Source organism: Streptacidiphilus sp. PAMC 29251, assembly GCF_054208735.2.
Map to the genome: position 1 here is coordinate 7,850,209 of NZ_CM135725.2, position 19,065 is coordinate 7,869,273.

Below are 19,065 nucleotides of genomic sequence, written 5' to 3' on the forward strand. Positions count from 1 at the left end.
CCGGGTCCTCGTCTACGGCTCCGACGACGCGGTGCTGCGCAGCTACACGCCCAACAGCGATCTGGGGTGATCGACGGGAATCGAACCCGCAACAACCGCGACCACAACGCGGCGCTCTACCAGTTGAGCTACGACCACAGTGCGATCGTACGAACCAGTCGGTCCGGAGGGCGAGTGGTTTTACGCCCCGTGGGGGTCTGCCTCAGGTGTCAGGCCGAGGGTGTGCAGGAAGGCGTGTTGGTTGGGGCTGCGGCCCAGGAAGTCGGTGACGAGTCGGGTGGCGTCGACGCTGCCGCCGCGTTCGAGGACGGTGCGGCGGTAGGTCAGGCCGAGTTCCGGGGCCGCCACACCGGCCCGGCAGGCGTCGATCGCGCCCTGGCACGCCTCGGCGAGCGCGGCGGGGTCAGCTCCAGGCGGCGAGGGTGGACCAGCGGCCGGCGGCGTCGCGTTCGACTTCGAGCATGCCGGCCACGGCCGAGCGGTTGACCGGGCCGTAGATGTGCGGGAAGAGGACGCTCGCGGCCGTGCCCGGGGGCGGGGTGGGGGCGGCGGGCTCCCAGCGGACCGGGGAGTCGAGGGCTTCCTCGTTGATCAGCAGGACCATCAGCGGGCCCGGCGTGTGCGAGAAGCGGTCGTTGGCGACGGCCAGCACCGCGTCCTCGTCCGGGGAGCAGTGGATGAAACCCTCCAGCGCCAGCGAGGCCGTGGCGTAGGGGCGGTCCGGGTGCGCCAGCCAGCCGTCGAGCGTCGTCAGGTGGAGAATCATCTCCCAGTTGTACCCTCCCCTCCCGGCGCCCACAAGTGAGCTGGTGATCACTCATGGGCGGCGGGAGGAGCGGCCGGTGGCTGCTACCGGGCGAAGGGCGCGAGGAGGGACGCGAGGTTGAAGCGCAGGGCGGGCGCGGCGTCCTGGGCGAGGCTGAGGGCCTGCGCGGGCCACCAGGCTCCGGCCGCCGGGTCGGTGATCCCGTACTCGGGGTCGGCCGGTCCGGCTGTGCCGCGGGTGCAGCTGCCGTCGGACTCGCCGGGGACCTTGATCCAGAGGAAGGCGTCGAGCAGCGGGACCCCGGTGTTCGCGGTCGGCCGGGTGCCGAGGCCGCGGTCGGGCGGGTTGCACCAGGTCTGCGGGTCGCCGGTGTATGTGCCGGCTGCCGGGGTCCAGGGGCCCTGGCCGTTGCGGCTGCTGTCGATCACGAAGTGCGGAAGCACGGCTGTGGCCGGGACATGGGCGGTGTACCAGGCATCGGCATCGGCGGCGGGCCAGTACTGGTTGGCGCAGTCGTCGGCGGTGGCGCCCGGGGTGTTCCGCAGGTACCAGCTGCACTCGGCGACCTCGGTCCCGTACCGGGTGAGGTCGGCGTCGGTCTGGTAGTTGGAGACATTGAGGAAGAAGCCCTGGGCCTGCGCGAGCCCGCCCTGGAGCAGGAGTTGTGCCTGGGTGCCCACGTTCTGCCAGGCGCTGTGGCCGCCGTCGAGGTAGACCAGGGCGCCGCTCTGCTGCTCCAGCCGGTCGACGGCGGCGCTCAGTTGGGCCAGCCGGTCGGTCTGCTGCTGGGCGGTGCCGCCGCAGTAGGCGGGGCTGAGCGCCAGACCGTCGGGTTCGAGCACGACGACGGTGCGGTGGCTGCCGATGCCCTGGGCGAGGGCGTCGACCCAGGCCGCGTAGTCCGCGCCGGTGGCCGCGCCGCCGGCCGAGTACTGGGAGCAGTCGCGGCCGGGGACGTCGTAGGCGACGGCAACCGGGACCTGGTGCTGCCGGGCGGCCTTGGCCTGCAGTGCGGCCATGTCATGGGTGGTCTGAGCAGGGGCCGCGGTGCCGGTGAACCACTGGGCGACCGGCCAGGAGGCCAGCTCGGCCATGCTGAGGGCGTCCTTGACCTGGCCTGCCTTGAGGTCGGTCAGCGCCTGGGCGGCGGACTTGCTCGCCGGGTCGACGAAGAAGTGACTGGTGGCCGGGAGGGTACGGGCGACCGGCTTGGCCGGGGCGGCCGACGCGGCGGAGGCCGGGGTGGCAACGAGTCCGACGGCGGCGGTCAGCAGTGCCAGCGCGGCGAGCAGCGGCTTGGAGCGGAGATATGGGAGCGCTTCCATCAACGTGGTGCACCATGCCTTTCAGCGGGTGGGCCGAGAACGGTATGTGCGTGGCAGCGAGTTGACGAAGCAGCAGCTCGGTGCCGCTGAATATCAAGCCAGCGGGAGCGGTCGGGCGTCAAGAGAATGGACGGGAGCGCTCCCAGATTTTCCCGGCGCCGCCCGCCGAGGAGCACAGATGTCCAGCGGGTCGGCTGCCGCCACCTCGGTGGGGCGTGATGGACTGACGCCATGGCCCATGACGCTGCGCTCTACCCCGCCGACCGGATCACCCGCGCCCAGAAGGCTGCGGCCGACGCCGGGCTGGACGCCCTGCTGGTGTCGCCGGGACCCGACCTGCGCTATCTGACCGGGTACCAGGCGCTGCCGCTGGAGCGGCTGACCTGCCTGGTCGCGCCCGCGAGCGGGGAGCCGTTCCTGGTGGTGCCGCTGCTGGAGCAGCCGGCCGCGGAGGCCTCCCCGGTGGGCGGTCTCGGCATCGAGATCGTCGGCTGGCGGGAGACCGAGGACCCCTACGCGCTGGTCGCGTCCCGGCTGCCGGCCGGCCGGGCGCTGCGCCGGGTGGGGGTGGACAACCACATGTGGGCCGAGAAGGTGCTGGCGTTCAGGACCGCGCTGCCGGGGGCGGAGCAGGCGCTCGCCGGGGAGGTGCTGGGCGAGCTGAGGATGCGCAAGTCCGCCGCCGAGATCGAGGCGCTGGCGGCAGGCGGGTGCCGCGATCGACACGGTGCACGCGGCGGTGGGGGAGTGGCTGCGGCCGGGCCGTACCGAGCGCGAGGTGGGCCGGGACATCGCCGACGCGATCATCGCCGCGGGCCATGCCACGGTCGACTTCGTCATCGTCGCCTCCGGGCCGAACGGGGCCAGCCCGCACCACGAGGTCTCCGACCGGGTGATCCGGGCCGGAGACCCGGTGGTGGTCGACATCGGCGGCACCATGCCCTCCGGCTACTGCTCGGACTCCACCCGCGACTACTGCGTGGGCGAGGCCCCGGCGGACTATCTGCGCGCCTTCGAGGTGCTGCTGGCGGCGCAGACCGCGCAGTGCGCGGCGGTCCGCCCCGGCATCACCGCGGAGCAACTGGACGCGGTCGGCCGGGATCTGATCACCGAGGCCGGCTACGGCGAGCGGTTCATCCACCGCACCGGGCACGGGATCGGGCTGGAGACCCATGAGGAGCCCTACATCGTCTCCGGCTCGGCCCGGCCGCTGGAGCCCGGGATGGCCTTCTCGATCGAGCCCGGGATCTACCTCCCCGGCCAGTACGGCGCCAGGATCGAGGACATCGCGGTCTGCACCGGGGACGGCGGCGAGCGGCTCAATCTGACGACGCGTGAGCTGCGGATCCTCTAGCCGTCGCCAGCACCTGATTCAACAGCCGTGCCCCGTCCGTGAGTTGCTGCACATTCGCGGCGCCCGCGTAGCTGACCCTGAGGTGCGGGGACGGGGCTTCGGCCGGGTAGTAGGCGTGGCCCGGGGTGACCGCGACGCCGGCCCGGAAGGCGGCGGCGGTGACCGCGGTCTCGTCGGCGCCCTCGGCCAGGCGGAGCCAGAGGTGGTAGCCGCCGAAGGGGGTGTGCCGCGGCCTCAGCTCGGCGCCGAGGGCCTGGACCAGGGCCTGCCGGCGGTCGCGCAGGGCGGTGGCGACGCCGCGCAGGTGGGTCCGCCAGGCGGGGGCGGCGACCAGTTCCAGCGCGGTCTCCTGGAGCGGGCGCGGGACGAAGAAGCTGTCCACCGCCTGGAGCGCGCGCAGCCGTTCGAACGCCGGGCCGCGGGCGCTGAGGGCGGCGATCCGCAGGCTCGGCGAACTCGGCTTGGTGAGCGAGCGGACGTGCACCACCACCCCGTCCGGGTCGTCGGCGGCCAGTGGCGGCGGCAGCGGGGGAGCGTCGGCGTGGACCAGGTTGCGGGCGAAGTCGTCCTCGATCACAAAGGCCCCCGCGGCCCGGGCGATCCGCAGCACTTCGGTCCGCCGCTGCGGCCCGAGCACGGCCCCGGTGGGGTTCTGGAACAGCGGTTGGCAGACGAACACCCGGGCCCCGGTGGCGGCGAAGGCGTCCGCGAGCAGGTCGGTGCGCACGCCCTCGGCGTCCATCGGGACCGGGACCGGGCGCAGCCCGGCGGCGCGGGCGATGGCGAGCATGCCGGGGTAGGTCGGCGACTCGACCAGCACCGGCGCGCCGGGGGGCGCGAGGGCGCGCAGGGCGGTGCTGAGCGCGCTCTGGCCGCCGGCGGTGACCAGCACGTCCGCCGCGCCGAGGGCGTGCGCCGGGCCGGAGATGTCGGCGGCGAACCAGGCCCGCAGTTCCGGCAGCCCCTCGGTCGGCGGACGGGTCCAGACCCCCGGCCGGCGACCCGCTCTGGCCAGGGCGGCGGCGAGGGCGCGCTCGGGCTGGAGCGAGGGGTGCAGATAGCCGCCGTTGAGGTCGATCACATCCGGCGGCGGGATGGTGAGCGTGGCCAGCACCCCGGAGGCGTCCACCCCGCGTGAACCTGCCCCGGAGCTGAGGGCGACCTGCTGCCAGGACAGGTCGCCGGGCTGCCGGGTAGCGCTGCCACGCGCCCGTACCCGGAACACGCCCGCGCCCGGGCGGGCGACCACCAGGCCCTCGGCGGCGAGGACGGCGATGGCGCGGGCGACCGTGCCCGGGCTGACGTGGTACTCAGCCATCAGCGCCCGGCTGGGCGGCAGCATCCGGCCGTCCGGGTAGCGGTGGAGCTCCCGGCGCAGGGACTCCGCCAGGGCGGCCACACTGCTACGCTCATTCATGAGAGATCATGATAGCGCTACGACAAAGTTTCTGGCATCCGGTAGCGGTGGGGTGGCCCTGGCCGGGCTCGGGGTGCTCACCTTCTCCTTCAGCTTTCCGGCCACCGCCTGGGCGCTGGACGGCGGCCACGGCCTCGGCCCCTGGACGGTCACCGGCGTCCGCGGCGTACTGGCGGCGCTGCTCGCGCTCGGCTGCCTGCGCGCCGGGCGGGTGCCGATACCCGCGCGCCGGCACTGGCGCGGGCTGCTGGCGGTGGCCCTGGGCTGCGTGGTCGGCTTCCCGCTGCTCACCACCCTGGCCCTGCAGACCTCCACCTCGGCGCACTCCGCCGTGGTCATCGGGGTGCTGCCGCTGGCCACGGCGGCCGTCTCCGCGCTGCTCAACCGGACCCGGCTGTCGTTCTGGTTCTGGGGCGCGGCCGGGGCCGGGGCGGTGGTGGTCGCCGTGTTCGCGCTGTGGCAGAACCACGGGCGGCCGACCGCGGCCGACCTCTGCCTGCTCGGCGCGCTGCTGGTGTGCGCGGTCGGCTACGCGGAGGGCGGCCGACTGGCCCGGGAGCTGCCCGGCTGGCAGGTGATCGGCTGGGGCGTGGTCGCGGCCCTGCCGGTGACCGCGCTGACCGCGGCGGTCGGCCTCGCCGTGGAACCGGTCGGTCTGACCGCCCACGCGCTGGCCGGGATCGGCTACCTGGCCGCGGTCTCCCAGTTCGGCGGCTTTGTCCTCTGGTACCGGGGGATGGCGGTGATCGGGGTGCCGCGGGCCAGCCAGCTGCAGCTGGCCCAGCCGCTGCTGACGCTGCTCTGGTCGGTGCTGCTGCTCGGTGAGCAGCTGCCCGCGTCCGCGCTGGTGGCGGCGGTGCTGGTGCTCGGCTGCATCGCCACCACCCAGCGGGTGGGGCGCAGCCGCGCCCGCGGGCGCGGTGAATTCAGCTCAGCCCAGGGAGCGGTTCAGCTGAATGGTGTCGCAGGGGCGGCTGAGGATACGGAATCATGGGGGCGGAGCCAGGCTCCACCCGCTCCCGCCACGTACCGAAGGACGTAGCCCGCCATGCGTACCGCCGCCGTGATCGGCACCGGACTGATCGGGACCTCCGCCGCGCTCGCGCTGAGCGCGCGGGGAATAAGCGTGCATCTGCGGGACGTCGACCCCGACGCCGCCCGCACCGCCGCCTCGCTCGGCGCCGGGACGGTGGACGATCCCGAGGGTGTGGTGGATCTGGCGATCATCGCGGTGCCGCCGCCGCTGATCGCCTCGGTGCTGGCCGAGTGCCAGCGGCAGGGGCTGGCCCGCAGTTACACCGACGTCGCCAGTGTGAAGGCGGGCCCCCGGCAGGACATCGCGGCGCTCGGCTGCGACACGGTCCACTACATCGGCGGCCACCCCATGGCCGGGGCCGAGCGGTCCGGTCCGCTGGCGGCGCGGGCGGATCTGTTCGAGGGGCGGACCTGGGTGCTGACGCCCTCCGCCGACACCGACACCGACACCCTCAACGCCGCCCTCGAGCTGGTCGCGCTGTGCGGGGCGGTGCCGGTGGTGATGGACGCCCAGGCGCACGACCGCGCCGTCGCACTGGTCTCGCACACCCCGCAGGTGCTGGCCAGCCTGGTCGCGGCCCGGCTGGAGCACGCCGAGGAGAACGCGGTCCGGCTGGCCGGGCCCGGGATCAGGGACACCACCAGGATCGCCGGGTCGAACGCCAGGATGTGGGTGGAGATCCTCAGTGCCAACGCCGGGGTCGTCGCCGACATCCTGGAGGAGTTGGCGGCCGATCTGGGCGGGGCTGTCGCCGGACTGCGCTCGATGGCAGCCGCCGACGAGGCCAAGCGCGCGGAGGGCGCTGGCGCGGTCGAGGACGTGCTGCGCCGCGGCAACGCAGGACGGGCCCGGATCCCCGGCAAGCACGGGGCGCCGCCGACCCGGTATGAGGTGGTCGCCGTGGTCATCGGCGACCAGCCGGGCGAGCTGGCCCGCCTCTTCGCCGAGGCCGGACGGGCCGGGGTCAACATCGAGGACGTGCTGATCGAGCACTCCACCGGGCTGCAGGCGGGCCTGGTCCAGCTGATGGTGGCGCCCTCGGCTGTGGTAGGGCTCACGTCCGCGCTGCAGGAGCGGGGCTGGCGAGTGCGATCGGACCGGTAACCTTGGGGGAAGACCCCGCCGTGCCGAGCCGTGCTGCCCAGATACCGACAGGTACCGATCATGGGCGCGGGCCGTGAACCAGAGAGAAGGACTTTCGCCGTGGCCCTCCACCCTGCACCGAGTGGCGCCGACCGCTCGGACGCCCCGGTGATCGTCGTCCTCGACGGCCCGGCGGGCACCGGCAAGTCCACCGTCTCCCGTGAGATCGCCACCCGGCTCGGCCTCAGCTTCCTCGACACCGGGGCCATGTACCGGGCGATGACGCACTGGCTGCTGCAGAACGGGGTCGACGTCAACGACCCCGACGCGGTGGCGCTGGCCTCCTCCAAGCCGGTGATCCTGTCCGGCACCGATGCGAGCGGTCCGACCATCACCGTCGACGGCGTGGACGTCTCCGGGCCGATCCGCGGCGCGGAGGTCACCGGCGCGGTCAGCGCCGTCTCCGCCGTCCCCGAGGTGCGGACCCGGCTGGTCGAGCTGCAGCGCGGCTCGGCCGCGGCCGCACCGCGCGGCATCGTCGCCGAAGGCCGGGACATGGGCACGGTGGTCTTCCCGGCCGCCGACCTCAAGGTCTTCCTCACCGCCTCCGCCACCACCAGGGCCGCCCGCCGGGCCGCGCAGCTCGGGGTGACCGACCCCGCCGAGATCGTCGCGATCCTGGTGGACATCGAGCGCCGCGACGCGGCCGACTCGGGACGGGCCACCTCGCCGCTGGCCAAGGCCGACGACGCGATCGAGGTCGACACCAGCGAGATGGCACCGGACGAGGTCATCACGCACATCCTGGGACTGGTGCGTGAGCGCGCGAGCGCCTAGAGCCTGTCCGAGAGAACCGGCCGCCGCGGCGGCCCCCGCACCATCCCGCATTGCGCGCCCCTCCCGGGCGACCACGAACGAGAGTTGGCACCGCACCATGAGCAACGAGATCGTCGGCAGCAACGCCGGCAACGGCGAGCTGGACCCGGCGGACTACGCCGAGTTCATGGCGCTCGCCGCTGAGGAGGGCTTCGACCCCGAGGACGTCGACTTCAACGACGGCGGTCCGCTGCCGGTGCTCGCCATCGTCGGCCGTCCCAACGTCGGCAAGTCGAGCCTGGTCAACCGGATCATCGGCCGCCGCGAGGCGGTCGTCGAGGACAAGCCGGGCGTCACCCGGGACCGGGTGCGCTACGAGGCCACCTGGAACGGCCGCCGCTTCCAGATCGTCGACACCGGCGGCTGGGAGCTGGACGTCTTCGGCCTGGACGCCATGGTCGCCGCGCAGGCCGAGGTCGGCATCGAGAACTCCGACGCGGTGCTGTTCGTGGTGGACGCCACCGTCGGCTCCACCGACGCCGACGAGGCGCTGGTCAAGCTGGTCCGCAAGTCCGGCAAGCCGGTGGTGCTCTGCGCCAACAAGGTGGACGGGCTCTCCGGCGAGGCCGACGCCGCCGCGCTGTGGTCGCTGGGCCTGGGCGAGCCGTACTGCGTCTCCGCGCTGCACGGCCGCGGCTCCGGCGACCTGCTGGACGCGATCCTGGCGAAGCTGCCGCCCGCGCCCGAGCAGCGCTTCGGCGGCGAGCCGATCGGCGGCCCGCGCCGGGTCGCGCTGATCGGCCGTCCCAACGTCGGCAAGTCCAGCCTGCTGAACAAGGTCGCCAAGGAGGACCGGGTCGTCGTCAACGCGGTCGCCGGGACCACCCGGGACCCGGTCGACGAGCTGATCGAGCTCGGCGGCAAGACCTGGAAGTTCATCGACACGGCCGGCATCCGGCGCCGGGTGCACCAGACGGCGGGCGCCGACTTCTACGCCTCGCTGCGCACTGCCGCGGCGCTGGAGAAGGCCGAGGTGGCGGTCGTCCTGATCGACGCCAGCGAGACCCTGGCCGAGCAGGACACCCGGATCATCACCATGGCGGTCGAGTCCGGCCGCGCCGTCGTCGTGGCCTACAACAAGTGGGACCAGATCGACGAGGAGCGCCGCTATTACCTGGAGAAGGAAATCGAGACGGACCTGGTCCAGGTCCAGTGGGCGCCCCGGGTCAATGTCTCCGCGCTGACCGGTCGGCACATGGAGAAGCTGGTCCCGGCGATCGAGACCGCGCTGGAGGGCTGGGAGACCCGCATTCCCACCGCCCGCCTCAACGCCTTCCTCGGCGAGCTGGTGGCTGGCCACCCGCACCCGGTGCGCGGCGGCAAGCAGCCCCGCATCCTGTTCGGCACCCAGGCCGGCGCCAAGCCGCCGCGGTTCGTGCTGTTCGCCTCGGGCTTCATCGAGGCCGGCTACCGCCGCTTCGTGGAGCGCCGGCTGCGCGAGGAGTTCGGCTTCGTCGGGACGCCGATCTCGATCAGCGTCCGGGTGCGTGAGAAGCGCGGCCGCAAGAAGTAAGCGCTTGTATGCGCGGGCATGACGGTGGGCCCCGGGTCGGTGACCCGGGGCCCACCGTCATGCCGCCGACGGGGTCAGCCGCGGCCGGGCGGCAGTGAGAGATAGCCGCGGTGGCGGCCCATACCGCCGGAGGAGGCGTACCCGTCGCCGGACGGGTAGTACGGGCCGAAGCCGTTGAAGCGCAGATCCTCCTCGCCGGAGTGGTCCCCGGGGAGGGCGCGGAACAGGCGCCTGAACTCCGAGTACAGGGCGTCGTAGATCGGAGTCGGGGACGGCGGCTCCGGTTCGTACGAGCGCGGGGAGGGCATCAGCGGGACGCTCGGCGGGCGGCTGTCGGCCCAGCGGGGCGGCGGGAAGGAGTTGAAGGTCTGCACGTCATGGCCAACGACCGGACGCCCCACGGGATGCGGGGCAGCGGTTGTGAGCCTGTGCGACCTTCCCGGCGCACCGGGCCTTCCTGGCTCAGCGGGCGGGCGGTCAGGTTCCGGCGAGCGGGAGGACCGCGCCGACCAACAGGCCGTGCCGGGCCGCGCCGTCCATGGCGTTGCGCAGCAGGTCCTCGCGGGGCTGGCGGCCGACGCTCCCGGCGGGCGCGGCATACATCACCACCTCGCCCTGCTGGGTCGCGGCGGACCGCCACGCCTCGGTGACCTGCAGCGGCTGGTGCGCCTGCCACCAGGCGATGGTGCCGCTGCCCTTGGCCGGCTGCAGGATGGCGTGCAGCTGGCCCATGGCCATCAGCACCGACCAGCCGGCCAGCTCGACCGGCGGCTGCTCGACGTCGAAGACCTGGCCGAAGCCGTGCTCCAGCAGCATCGAGGCGAAGTGGTCCCGGCCGGTCTCGTCGCCGGGCCGGCCGACCGGGCCGGTGGGCTCCACGACCAGCGCGGCCCGGGGGACGCCCGCGTACGGGCCGGTCTGGCTCAGCACCAGGCCGCAGGTGACGCCGAGGACGGCGGCCTGGGGGACGGCCTGCGGGGGCTGCGCGGCGGGGGCCTGCGGGGTGGTGTGCTGCTCCTGGTGCGGGAGGGCGGCCGGGGCGGACGTGGGGGCCGGCGCGGCGGGCGCGGCGTCGCCGGGGGTCTGGCTGATGCTGCGCACGGCGCCGAGCAGCTGCTCCTCGGCGACCGGGACCACCTGGGACGGAATGCAGCGCGCGTGTGCGAAGGCCAGGACGGCGGTCTCCTCGCCGACGAAGAGCACGGTCGCGGTCGACTCCTGGGTGACGTCGCCCGGCGCCCGGCAATGGGTGCAGTCGTACCGGTCGGGCGCGGTTACTCCGGTGAGCAGGCGGTCGGCCTCGTCGTCGCCGATCTCGGCACGGACCTCGTCGCTGACGTCGATCAAGCGCGGCACGAACACTCCTTGGGTCATCAGGGGCTGGGGAGGGTGTTCCAGCCGTGATGACAAACGGATTGGGTGTGCTCCGGGTCACGGTCGGGGGCGGTCGAGTCGGAGAGAGATAAGGACCGATCTGACAACGTGCTGGTCAGTGATGACGCTACGTCGACAATGTGGGCCAGCTCACTCGAATGCTTATGTGGTTGAGACCACACCAATCACGATCGATCATGCGCAAAAAGGATAAATCGCCCGGGGTGGGCTGGCCGTCCTTGATCAATACCGTTGGTAATGGGCCTCTGAGCTGCGGAGACGTGAGGTCATTTGAAGGCATGGCAGGAGTTGCCTACGTTCGGACACCGGTGCAACGAGCACCACCCGGGTTCTACCCACCTCCGCACGATTCCCCGGCTCACCCCGAGGAATCGTGCCCGCCGCCGCAGGACAGGTCGGTGCCGAGTGGAGGGTGCCGGGGGTGGTTCCAGGCAGACGGTTCCCACGCTGCCGGACCCGCTCCGTGAACTGCGGCGACGGAGGACGAGTGCGTATGACGCGCCGCCCGTCGACCCGGCCGGGACTGTCGAGTAAGGGACTTCATGATTTTTCGCCGCGAGAACGACGCTGCCCGCACCGCCGCTGCCACGAGTGGTAACCGAAAGAGCCGCATCCGTGCGGCCGTGATCGCCGGTGTGGTCGTCGCCGCCCCCGTGGCCGGTCTGGTGACCGCGACCAACGCCTCCGCCGCGTCCAACTCCACCTGGGACGCGGTCGCCCAGTGCGAGAGCGGCGGCAACTGGAGCATCGACACCGGCAACGGCTACTACGGTGGCCTGCAGTTCTCCGCCTCCACCTGGGCCGCCTTCGGCGGCACCCAGTACGCCTCCACCGCGAACCAGGCCAGCCAGGGCCAGCAGATCGCTGTGGCCGAGCAGGTCCTCGCCTCGCAGGGCCCCGGCGCGTGGCCGGTGTGCGGCCCCCAGGCCGGGCTGAGCCAGGGCGGCGCGGCGGCGAGCGTGGACACCTCGTCCTCGTCCTCGTCTTCGGACTCCTCGGCGTCCGCTGCCCAGTCGGCTCCGTCGGCCTCCTCCTCGGACAACGGCAGCAGCAGCAACAACAGCAGCAGCGACGATTCCGCGAGTGCCAGCAGCAGCGAGTCGGCCCCGGCTCCCGCTACGGCGAAGGCCACCGGCGCCACCTACACGGTGAAGTCCGGCGACACCCTGGGCCACATCGCCCAGGCGAACGGCGAGTCCTGGCAGACGCTGTACGCGGCCAACAAGAGCGTGGTCGGCGCCAACCCCGACCTGATCTTCCCCGGTCAGGTGCTCTCCATCGGCTGACCGTTCGTCGGTCGCCTGCCTTCGGCGGCACAGCACCCCTGCGGGGGCGCTGTGCCGCCGTTCGTGTGAGGGGGCGGCGAGTCGGACTGTCGGATCGTCAGATTGTGCGCTGAGCTGACTTAACGTCATCTGTCATGGCCACAGGGATGAAGGTATTGGTGGTAGCGGCGACCGTGGCCGCAGCTGTCGCCGCGGTGCCGTGGACGGCTGACCCAGGGTCCTCGCGGCGGGTCGCGGTCTCGGTGTGGGACCGGCTCGCCATGTGCGAGAGCAGCGGCAACTGGCACATCAACACCGGGAACGGCTATTACGGCGGGGTGCAGATCTCTGCCGAGACCTGGGGCGAGGCCGGTGGGCGGAGTTACGCGAAGCGGCCGGACCTGGCGACGAAGACGCAGCAGATCGCGGTCGCGGAACGGATCCTGGCCTGGCAGGGGTGGACGGCCTGGCCGTCCTGCTCCAAGCAGCTGGGGCTGGGAGCAGCCCCGAAGCCGACGCCAAAGCCGACCCCGAAACCTGTGCCCAAGCCCACGCCGACCCCGAAGCCTGTGCCCAAGCCGACGCCCAAGCCCGTGCCGAAGCCCACGCCGACCCCGAAGCCTGTGCCTAAGCCGACGCCCAAGCCCGTGCCCACCCCGAAGCCCGTGCCGACCCCCACGCCCGTGCCTACGCTCCCGCCGAAGCCTGTGTCAGTTCCGACGCCGAGGCCGACGCCCGTGCCCGTTCCGGTGCCGGCTCCCGTGGCGCCGCCACGGCCCGTGCCGACTCCCGTTCCGGCGCCCAAGCCCCTGCGGTACACCGTGCGGGTGGGTGACACCTTGTCGGCCATCGCTGCGCGGTATCGGGTCCAGGGCGGTTGGCCCGCCCTCTACCGGCTCAATCGGGCCGTCGTCGGTTCCGACCCCGACGTGCTGCTGGCCGGGACGGTGCTACGGCTGGCGTAGCGCCCGCGCCCGCGCCGGCGCCCGCGACAGCGCTGGCGGCGACGGCCGCCGCCAGGGCCGGTTCGCCCGCCTCGCCGGCGAAGGCGACGGCGCCGCGGTGGAGCACATAGACCAGGTCGGGCTGGGGGACGCGGGCGTCGCCGCGCGCAGGGTCTGTTCGGCGAGGACGACGGTCCGTCCCCCCGCTGCCGCCGCGACCAGCGCCTCGTGCACCCGGGTCAGCACCGGGGCGGCGAGCCCGCGGCCCAGCTCGTCCAGCAGCAGCAGCCGGGACGGCCCGGCCAGGGCCACCGCCAGCGCGACCATCTGCTGCTCGCCGCCGGACAGGCTGCCCGCGCCGCGGTTCCGCAGCCGGACCAGCTCGGGGAAGAGGTCGAGCGCCGTGTCGCGGGCGGAGGCGGTCAGCCGGGAGAGGTGGTCGGCGACGGTGAGCGACGGGAAGACCGCGCGCTCGGCCGGGACCAGGGTCAGGCCGAGCCGGGCCCGGCGGTAGGCGTCGAGCCCGGTGATGTCGCGGGGGCCGTCGCGGGGCCCGTCCCGATGGTCGCCGCCGCCCGACCACAGCACCCGGCCGCCGGAGAGCGGGACCGTCCCGGCCAGGGCGTGCAGGGCGGTGCTGCGGCCCGCGCCGTTGCGGCCGAGCAGGATGGTGCGGCGGGCGGTGGGGATCCGCAGGTCGATGCCGTGCAGGGCCTCCAGCGGGCCGTAGCGGACGCGCGCCCCCTGCAGCGCGATCTCCACGCTCATCGGCGTGGCCCGTTCATCGTCGGAGCCCGTTCATCGGCGGGGCCGTTCGTCTGCGGTGTCCAACCGTCCGGCGGCCATGGTGTGGACGCGGTGGGCGATCCGGTCGATCAGCTCGCGGTCGTGCTCGACCAGCAGGACGGCCCGGCCGTCCTCGGCGAGCGCCGTGAGCAGCTGGGCCAGCAGCTCGGTCTCGGCGGCGTCCAGCCCCGCGGCCGGCTCGTCCAGCAGCAGCACGGCGGGGTCGCCGGCCAGGGCGCGGCCGAGTTCGAGCAGCCGCAGGGTGCCGGTGGGGAGCGCGGCGGCGGACCGGTCCGCGAGCGGTTCCAGGCCGAGCTGGCGCAGCGTCCGGGCGACGGCGAACTCGGCGTCGCGCGGCGAGCGGCGTCCGGCCTGTTCGGCGCCGATCCGGAGGTTGTCGGCGACGGTGAGGCCGGGGAAGACGGCGAGCTGCTGGAAGGTGCGGGCCAGGCCGAGGCGGGCCCGGGTGTATTCGGGGAGGCGGGTGATGTCGCGTCCGTCGAGCAGGACCTGTCCGGCGTCGGGGCGTTCGGCGCCGCTGAGGCAGCGGAACAGGGTGCTCTTGCCCGCGCCGTTGGCCCCGGTGAGTGCGGTGATCCGGCCGGGCGGGACATCGAGGGACACCCCGTCCAGGGCCGCGACCCCGCCGTAGTGACGGACCAGGTCACGGGCGCTGAGGCCGGTTCGCGGCGTGGCCGTCGGCGGCGACGCGGTCATCGGCGACCACCCGCCAGCTGCCGGGCCAGCCGCCGGCCGAGCGGGCTCAGCCGGACCGGGGGAGCGGGGGATGCTTCGGTGGGCGGGGGCGCAGGTGACAGCAGGGCGCTCCAGCCACGCGGGGACCACCCGCGCAGCAGCGCGAGAACGCCGATCGCCGCTGCCGAGACGCCGGCCGAGGTGGCGGCGTCCAGCGCGGTGAGGGCCATCGCGGCGAGCACCGCGCCGGAGGCGCTGCTGGTCCCGAAGACCACCACGGCGGCGAACCAGAGCAGCCCGAGCACCGGGTCGAAGGCGTCGGGGTCGAAGGCCTGCGCGCCGAGCCCCAGCAGGCTGCCGCCGAGCGCGGCCAGCGCCGCGCCCGCGGTGAAGGCCAGCAGCTTCAGCCGGGGGACGTTCACGCCGGAGGCGTACGCCGCCGGTTCGTGGTCCCGGATCGCGCCGAGGCCCCGTCCGGTCCGGCCCCGGTGCAGGCCGCGGACCAGCAGCAGGGCCGTCGCCAGCAGCGCCAGTTCGGCCAGGTAGAAGACCCGGTCGTCGGCCCAGGGGCCGGTGCGGTCGAGGCGGATGCCGACAGTGAGATAAGGCTGTTGAAAGACAAGTCGACTCATGGCCGTACCGACCGCGAAGGTGGTCAGCGCCAGGGCGAGCCCGCGCCGCCGGATCGCGGGCCAGCCGACCAGCAGCCCGCAGGGGGCGGCGATGGCGACCGCGGTCAGCAGAGCCGTGACGGCAGGCAGCTCGGCTCCCGCCAGCGTGCCGGTGAGCAGCGCGCCCAGGCCCGCGTACCCGGCCTGCCCGAGCGAGATCTGACCGCCGTAGCCGGTGACCACCACCAGCGAGAGCAGCACCAGCGCCAGGGCGGGCCCCGGCAGCAGTGCCCGCAGATCGCCGCCGCGCAGATCCAGCGGCACCAGCAGCAGGAGCAGGCAGGCCGCGCGCCGCACCATACGCAGGGTATCGGCGGTCGGCCCGGTGGGCGGCAGCGGGGGCAGGGCCGGGACGGCGCCGGTCGCCCGGGCCAGCCGGCCGGGCAGGAACACCACCGCGAGCAGCGCGAGCACGAACAGGTCGGCGCCCGCGGACTGGAGCAACGGGCCTCCCCATCCCGTGGGGTGAAAGGCCGTCAGTTCGCTCTGGCCGATCCCCAGCGCCAACGCCGCGGCGACCGCGAGCGGCAGGCTGCGCAGCCCGGCCGCGACGGCGACCGACAGCGTCTCCATCACCAGCAGCGGCAGCCCGTACGGGTCCAGCCGCAGCGCCGGGGCCAGCAGGACGCCGGTGAGCCCGGCGGTGAAGGCGCCGAAGGCCCAGCCGACCGAGGAGACCCGGTCGGCGTCCATCCCGGAGAGCTCGGCGAGGCGGCGGTTGTCCACCACCGCCCGTACCGTGGTGCCGAACGCGGTCCAGCGGCTGACCGCGCCGACGCCCACCGCGATCACCAGCACCGCGCCGAGGTCGACGACGGTGTCCAGGGTGAGCCGCAGGCCGCCGGGGAGGCCGATCGGGGTGGCCGGGACCAGGGCCGGGGCATCGGTGAGCGGGGTCAGCCCCCAGACCAGCGCCGCTGTTCCGATCAGCAGCACGAACACGCCGAGCCCGGCGACCAGGGTCTCCACCGTGCCGGCGTTGCGGCGTTGGAGCCGGCGGAACACGAGCACGTCCATCAGCACGCCGAGGCCGGGCGCGAACACCAGCACGCAGGCGGGGACCGCGAGGGCGCGCGGCCAGTGCCAGACCACCACGGTCTGCCGGAGGGCGTAGGCGGTGACCATGGCGACCGCGCCCTGGGCGAGGTTGAGCACCCCGGTCGCGCGGTGGCAGACCACCAGGCCGATGCCGGACAGCGCGGCGGCGCTGCCCACGGCGAGCCCGGCGACCGCGAGGTCCACCGGCAGCGGAACGGTCATGCCCCCTCCGGCGGTTCGCAGAGCGGGCAGGGGCGCAGGCCGCGCGCGGCGACGTCCCCGTTGAGCAGGTGCTCCGGATCCTGGCGGCCCTGCACCAGCAGGCAGTCGGAGCGGTGGTACGTCCGGCCGCCGGGCACGGCGAGCAGCAGGGGCACGGCGGCGGGCGCGGCGGCCGGCGGGGCGACGGCCGCGGAACGCTGAGCCTGCTCGGTCTGCTCGGCCTGCACGGCTTCGGTCAGCAGCCGGGTGAGCAGCGCGAGTTGACGCTGCAGCTGCTCGTACTCGGGGGTCGGCCGGGGCTGGCGGCGGCGGGCCGCCAGCAGCACCGAGCCGCCGACGATCAGGGCCGCCCCGGGGGCGCTGGCCGAGGCCAGGAAGGGGACCTGACGGGCGGTGTAGCGCTCGCCGGACACCCCGTACCAGCCGAGCGCGCACAGCAGGACGCCGCCGGCGCAGCAGATCCAGCCCAGCCGGTCGCGCAGGGCCTGGGCGGCCTTCGTCGCCCGGCTCGGTACGGGTGGTGCTGCGGGTGGTGCGGCCGCCATCGATCCCCCAACCGGTTCTGCTCGGTCACAGTCCTTCATCTTTTTCGCTGATGCGTGCAGCGACGGGACCATCATCCGCCGAAACCGGTAGCTTGGTGATAGCTGACGGTGCGTCAGATTGAATATGGATTCGGACGGTGAGGATTCCATGACCAACGGTTCCGCAAACGTTCACGGGTACCTTCCGCGCGCTGCCGTCGGGGCGGCGGTGCTGCTCCTTGCCACGGCCTGCGGAAGCAGCGGAGGCGGCAGCACGGCGGCGCCCAGCGCGTCCGCCACCGCCGCCGCGCCCACCACCAGCGCCGCGGCCCCGGCGACCACCGCGGCGGCCGCGCCCGCCGCCTGCGGGACCGGCGCCGCGCCGACGGTCAGCGGCACCGGGCCCAGCGACACCGCCGGTGCGGCCACCGCGATCTCCACCAGTTACCAGAAGTTCTTCGACCCGGCCACGCCCCCCACCACCAAGCTCGGCCTGCTGGAGAAGGGCACCACGTTCGCCCCGGTGCTGCAGTCCTTCGGCAAGAACCCGCTGGCCGCGAAGGCCACCGCCACGGTGCTGACGGTCTCCTTCACCAGCGCGACCGCCGCCGACGTCACCTACAACCTCTGTGTCAGCGGGGCGCCGGCGCTGCCCGGTTCGGCCGGGAAGTCGGTTCTGGTGGGCGGTGTCTGGCAGGTCGCCGACGCCACCCTGTGCAACCTGATCAAGCTGAGCGGCGGGACCTCTCCGGCGGTCTGTGCCTGAGCCGGACCCGTCCCGTACCGTGCTGCCCATGCTTCCTCGACGGACGGCAGGACGGGCCCTGGCAGCGCTGCTGCTCACGGCCGTCCTGCCGCTGGCGGCCTGCGGAAGCAGGCTGCCGGAACGGGACTTCGCCGGGCCGACGGGCGGCTCCGCGGGCGCGCCGGGAGCGTCCGGCGCCGGCTCCGCGCAGCCGCCGCTCACCGTCGGCATCGTCGCCTCGGTCTCCAGCGTGCTCGGCAACGAGGCGTTCAGCGGGCCGATGTACGGGGCGCAGGCGTTCTTCCGCGCGCTCAATGCCGCCGGGGGCGTAGGCGGACGTCAGGTCAACGTGGTGACCTGCGACGACAGCGGCAGCGGCAGCGGCAACCAGGCCTGTGTGCACAAGCTGATCGACCAGGACCATGTGGTCGCCCTGGTCGCCACCAGTGCCCTCGACTACGCGGGCGCCCCGTACGTCAGCGCCCAGGGCGTGCCCGACATCGGCGGCGAGCCGATCGACACCCCCTACGACCGCTATCCGCACCTCTACCAGATCTACGGCAGCAGCGAGCCCAGGGACGGCCGGTCCCTCGGCTGGAACGGCACCCAGTACGCCACCACCGAGGTCTACCGGTACTTCAGTCAGAAGCTCGGGCTGCGCTCGGCCGCCGTGGTCGGCTACAACCAGGCCGACTCGGCCCGCTACGCCGCCCAGTTGGTGCAGGGCCTCAAGGCCGAGGGCTACCGGGTGCTGACCGAGACGGTGGACTTCGCCCTGCCCAACTTCGCGGCCGTGGCAGCCCAGTTGAAGTCCCACGGCACGCAACTGCTGCTGGACGCGATGGACACCAGGGGCAATGTGGCGCTGTGCCAGGCGATGGCCTCGGCCGGGGTGAGCGTGGCGGCCAAGGTGACCAATGTGCAGAACTGGACCGCGCAGGCGGGCCACGACTACCAGTCGGTGCCCGGCTGCCTGGACGCGCTGTGGGTGACCTCCGACAGCCGCTCCTACCAGGACGTGAAGTACCCGGCGGTGGCCGCGTTCCGGGCCGCGATGACGCGCTACTTCCCGGCTCGGGAGCAGCAGTTGTCGCAGTGGGAGCTGGAGGGCTGGGCGGCCGCGCAGTGGTTCGCCGACGCGGCCGGCTCCTGCGGCGCCCAGATCGACCGGGCCTGCCTGGACCGTTATCTGCAGCGGCCGCAGCCCTATGACGCACATGGACTGCTGGTCCCGACCGGCTTCACCCCGAAGCCGGCCCCCAGCGGACCGCAGCGGGCCTGCCTGGACGTGGCCCGCTGGCAGGGCGGCAGCAACGGCGGCTGGGTGACCCAGGTACCGGACATGGACACCGACTGCTTCCAGGTCCCGGCCCTTCCCTACCACTCCTGAGCGGCGCGGTCGATTCACC

19 protein-coding genes, 1 tRNA gene and 2 pseudogenes are annotated in these 19,065 nt (G+C 73.6%); 10 read left to right on the forward strand and 12 right to left on the reverse strand.

Annotated features, from left to right (window positions below):
• Positions 1-62: 62 nt before the first annotated feature.
• The 4 genes from ACXKR8_RS37155 to ACXKR8_RS37170 form a co-directional block, all read right to left on the reverse strand.
• Positions 63-138, reverse strand: a tRNA-His gene (locus ACXKR8_RS37155).
• A gap of 42 nt (positions 139-180) precedes the next feature.
• Positions 181-348, reverse strand: coding sequence for a hypothetical protein (locus ACXKR8_RS37160; RefSeq protein WP_458268943.1), 168 nt, complete (start codon positions 346-348; stop codon positions 181-183).
• A 55-nt stretch (positions 349-403) separates the two neighbouring features.
• Complete coding sequence (locus tag ACXKR8_RS37165; protein ID WP_458268944.1) at positions 404-766, reverse strand: DUF952 domain-containing protein; 363 nt, start codon at positions 764-766, stop codon at positions 404-406.
• 83 nt (positions 767-849) lie between these two features.
• Positions 850-2,091, reverse strand: a complete 1,242-nt coding sequence (locus ACXKR8_RS37170) for a glycoside hydrolase family 6 protein (protein WP_458268945.1) — start codon at positions 2,089-2,091, stop codon at positions 850-852.
• 231 nt (positions 2,092-2,322) lie between these two features.
• On the opposite strand from ACXKR8_RS37170, the pseudogene ACXKR8_RS37175 reads away from it, so the two are divergent.
• Positions 2,323-3,445: pseudogene (locus ACXKR8_RS37175) on the forward strand (M24 family metallopeptidase).
• On the opposite strand, the gene ACXKR8_RS37180 reads toward ACXKR8_RS37175, so the two are convergent.
• A complete protein-coding gene (locus tag ACXKR8_RS37180) occupies positions 3,411-4,862 on the reverse strand; it encodes an aminotransferase-like domain-containing protein (protein ID WP_458268947.1) in 1,452 nt (483 codons plus the stop codon). The pseudogene ACXKR8_RS37175 and the gene ACXKR8_RS37180 overlap by 35 nt on opposite strands.
• A 52-nt stretch (positions 4,863-4,914) precedes the next feature.
• Here ACXKR8_RS37180 and ACXKR8_RS37185 point away from each other — a divergent pair, with 52 nt between their 5' ends.
• The 4 genes from ACXKR8_RS37185 (at position 4,915) to der (ending at position 9,370) form a co-directional block, all read left to right on the forward strand.
• Positions 4,915-5,904 carry a DMT family transporter gene (locus tag ACXKR8_RS37185; RefSeq protein ID WP_458268948.1) on the forward strand — a complete coding sequence of 330 codons (990 nt, stop codon included), beginning with the start codon at positions 4,915-4,917 and terminating at the stop codon, positions 5,902-5,904.
• 6 nt (positions 5,905-5,910) lie between these two features.
• A complete protein-coding gene (locus tag ACXKR8_RS37190) occupies positions 5,911-7,002 on the forward strand; it encodes a prephenate dehydrogenase (protein ID WP_458268949.1) in 1,092 nt (363 codons plus the stop codon).
• A gap of 99 nt (positions 7,003-7,101) precedes the next feature.
• On the forward strand, positions 7,102-7,818 hold the full coding sequence (gene cmk, locus ACXKR8_RS37195) for a (d)CMP kinase (RefSeq protein ID WP_458268950.1): 717 nt from the start codon (positions 7,102-7,104) through the stop codon (positions 7,816-7,818).
• A 97-nt stretch (positions 7,819-7,915) separates the two neighbouring features.
• Positions 7,916-9,370 (forward strand): ribosome biogenesis GTPase Der, encoded by a 1,455-nt coding sequence (gene der, locus ACXKR8_RS37200; protein WP_458268951.1) that lies wholly within the window; start codon positions 7,916-7,918, stop codon positions 9,368-9,370.
• Positions 9,371-9,444: 74 nt separating this feature from the next.
• Here the strand turns inward: der and ACXKR8_RS37205 are convergent, their stop codons facing one another.
• Together ACXKR8_RS37205 and ACXKR8_RS37210 are read right to left on the reverse strand one after the other, a co-directional pair.
• On the reverse strand, positions 9,445-9,744 hold the full coding sequence (locus ACXKR8_RS37205) for a hypothetical protein (protein WP_458268952.1): 300 nt from the start codon (positions 9,742-9,744) through the stop codon (positions 9,445-9,447).
• A gap of 103 nt (positions 9,745-9,847) precedes the next feature.
• Positions 9,848-10,726 (reverse strand): hypothetical protein, encoded by an 879-nt coding sequence (locus ACXKR8_RS37210; protein ID WP_458268953.1) that lies wholly within the window; start codon positions 10,724-10,726, stop codon positions 9,848-9,850.
• A gap of 581 nt (positions 10,727-11,307) precedes the next feature.
• Between ACXKR8_RS37210 and ACXKR8_RS37215 the strand changes: the two genes are divergently transcribed.
• A complete protein-coding gene (locus tag ACXKR8_RS37215) occupies positions 11,308-12,051 on the forward strand; it encodes a LysM peptidoglycan-binding domain-containing protein (protein WP_458268954.1) in 744 nt (247 codons plus the stop codon).
• Between the two features lie 260 nt (positions 12,052-12,311).
• A pseudogene (locus tag ACXKR8_RS37220) lies at positions 12,312-12,449 on the forward strand (transglycosylase family protein); the annotation flags it as partial.
• On the opposite strand, the gene ACXKR8_RS37225 reads toward ACXKR8_RS37220, so the two are convergent.
• The gene (locus ACXKR8_RS37225; protein WP_458275293.1) at positions 12,413-12,577 is read right to left on the reverse strand and encodes a hypothetical protein; all 165 of its coding nucleotides are present in this window, start codon (positions 12,575-12,577) and stop codon (positions 12,413-12,415) included. The pseudogene ACXKR8_RS37220 and the gene ACXKR8_RS37225 overlap by 37 nt on opposite strands.
• Before the next feature lie 280 nt (positions 12,578-12,857).
• On the opposite strand from ACXKR8_RS37225, the gene ACXKR8_RS37230 reads away from it, so the two are divergent.
• On the forward strand, positions 12,858-12,995 hold the full coding sequence (locus ACXKR8_RS37230; RefSeq protein ID WP_458275294.1) for a LysM peptidoglycan-binding domain-containing protein: 138 nt from the start codon (positions 12,858-12,860) through the stop codon (positions 12,993-12,995).
• On the opposite strand, the gene ACXKR8_RS37235 is transcribed toward ACXKR8_RS37230, so the two are convergent.
• The 4 genes from ACXKR8_RS37235 to ACXKR8_RS37250 are packed head-to-tail and all read right to left on the reverse strand — an operon-like array spanning position 12,981 to position 16,932.
• On the reverse strand, positions 12,981-13,742 hold the full coding sequence (locus ACXKR8_RS37235; protein ID WP_458268955.1) for an ATP-binding cassette domain-containing protein: 762 nt from the start codon (positions 13,740-13,742) through the stop codon (positions 12,981-12,983). The two genes, ACXKR8_RS37230 and ACXKR8_RS37235, sit on opposite strands and share 15 nt — an antisense overlap.
• A gap of 30 nt (positions 13,743-13,772) precedes the next feature.
• A complete protein-coding gene (locus ACXKR8_RS37240) occupies positions 13,773-14,477 on the reverse strand; it encodes an ATP-binding cassette domain-containing protein (protein WP_458268956.1) in 705 nt (234 codons plus the stop codon).
• On the reverse strand, positions 14,474-16,387 hold the full coding sequence (locus tag ACXKR8_RS37245; protein WP_458268957.1) for a branched-chain amino acid ABC transporter permease: 1,914 nt from the start codon (positions 16,385-16,387) through the stop codon (positions 14,474-14,476). The genes ACXKR8_RS37240 and ACXKR8_RS37245 overlap by 4 nt, the downstream gene beginning before the upstream one ends.
• The gene (locus ACXKR8_RS37250) at positions 16,384-16,932 is read right to left on the reverse strand and encodes a hypothetical protein (protein WP_458268958.1); all 549 of its coding nucleotides are present in this window, start codon (positions 16,930-16,932) and stop codon (positions 16,384-16,386) included. Before ACXKR8_RS37250 ends, ACXKR8_RS37245 begins: the two co-directional genes overlap by 4 nt.
• A gap of 148 nt (positions 16,933-17,080) precedes the next feature.
• On the opposite strand from ACXKR8_RS37250, the gene ACXKR8_RS37255 reads away from it, so the two are divergent.
• Positions 17,081-17,677 carry a hypothetical protein gene (locus tag ACXKR8_RS37255; RefSeq protein ID WP_458268959.1) on the forward strand — a complete coding sequence of 199 codons (597 nt, stop codon included), beginning with the start codon at positions 17,081-17,083 and terminating at the stop codon, positions 17,675-17,677.
• 28 nt (positions 17,678-17,705) lie between these two features.
• Positions 17,706-19,046, forward strand: a complete 1,341-nt coding sequence (locus ACXKR8_RS37260) for an ABC transporter substrate-binding protein (protein WP_458268960.1) — start codon at positions 17,706-17,708, stop codon at positions 19,044-19,046.
• Positions 19,047-19,065: the final 19 nt, after the last annotated feature.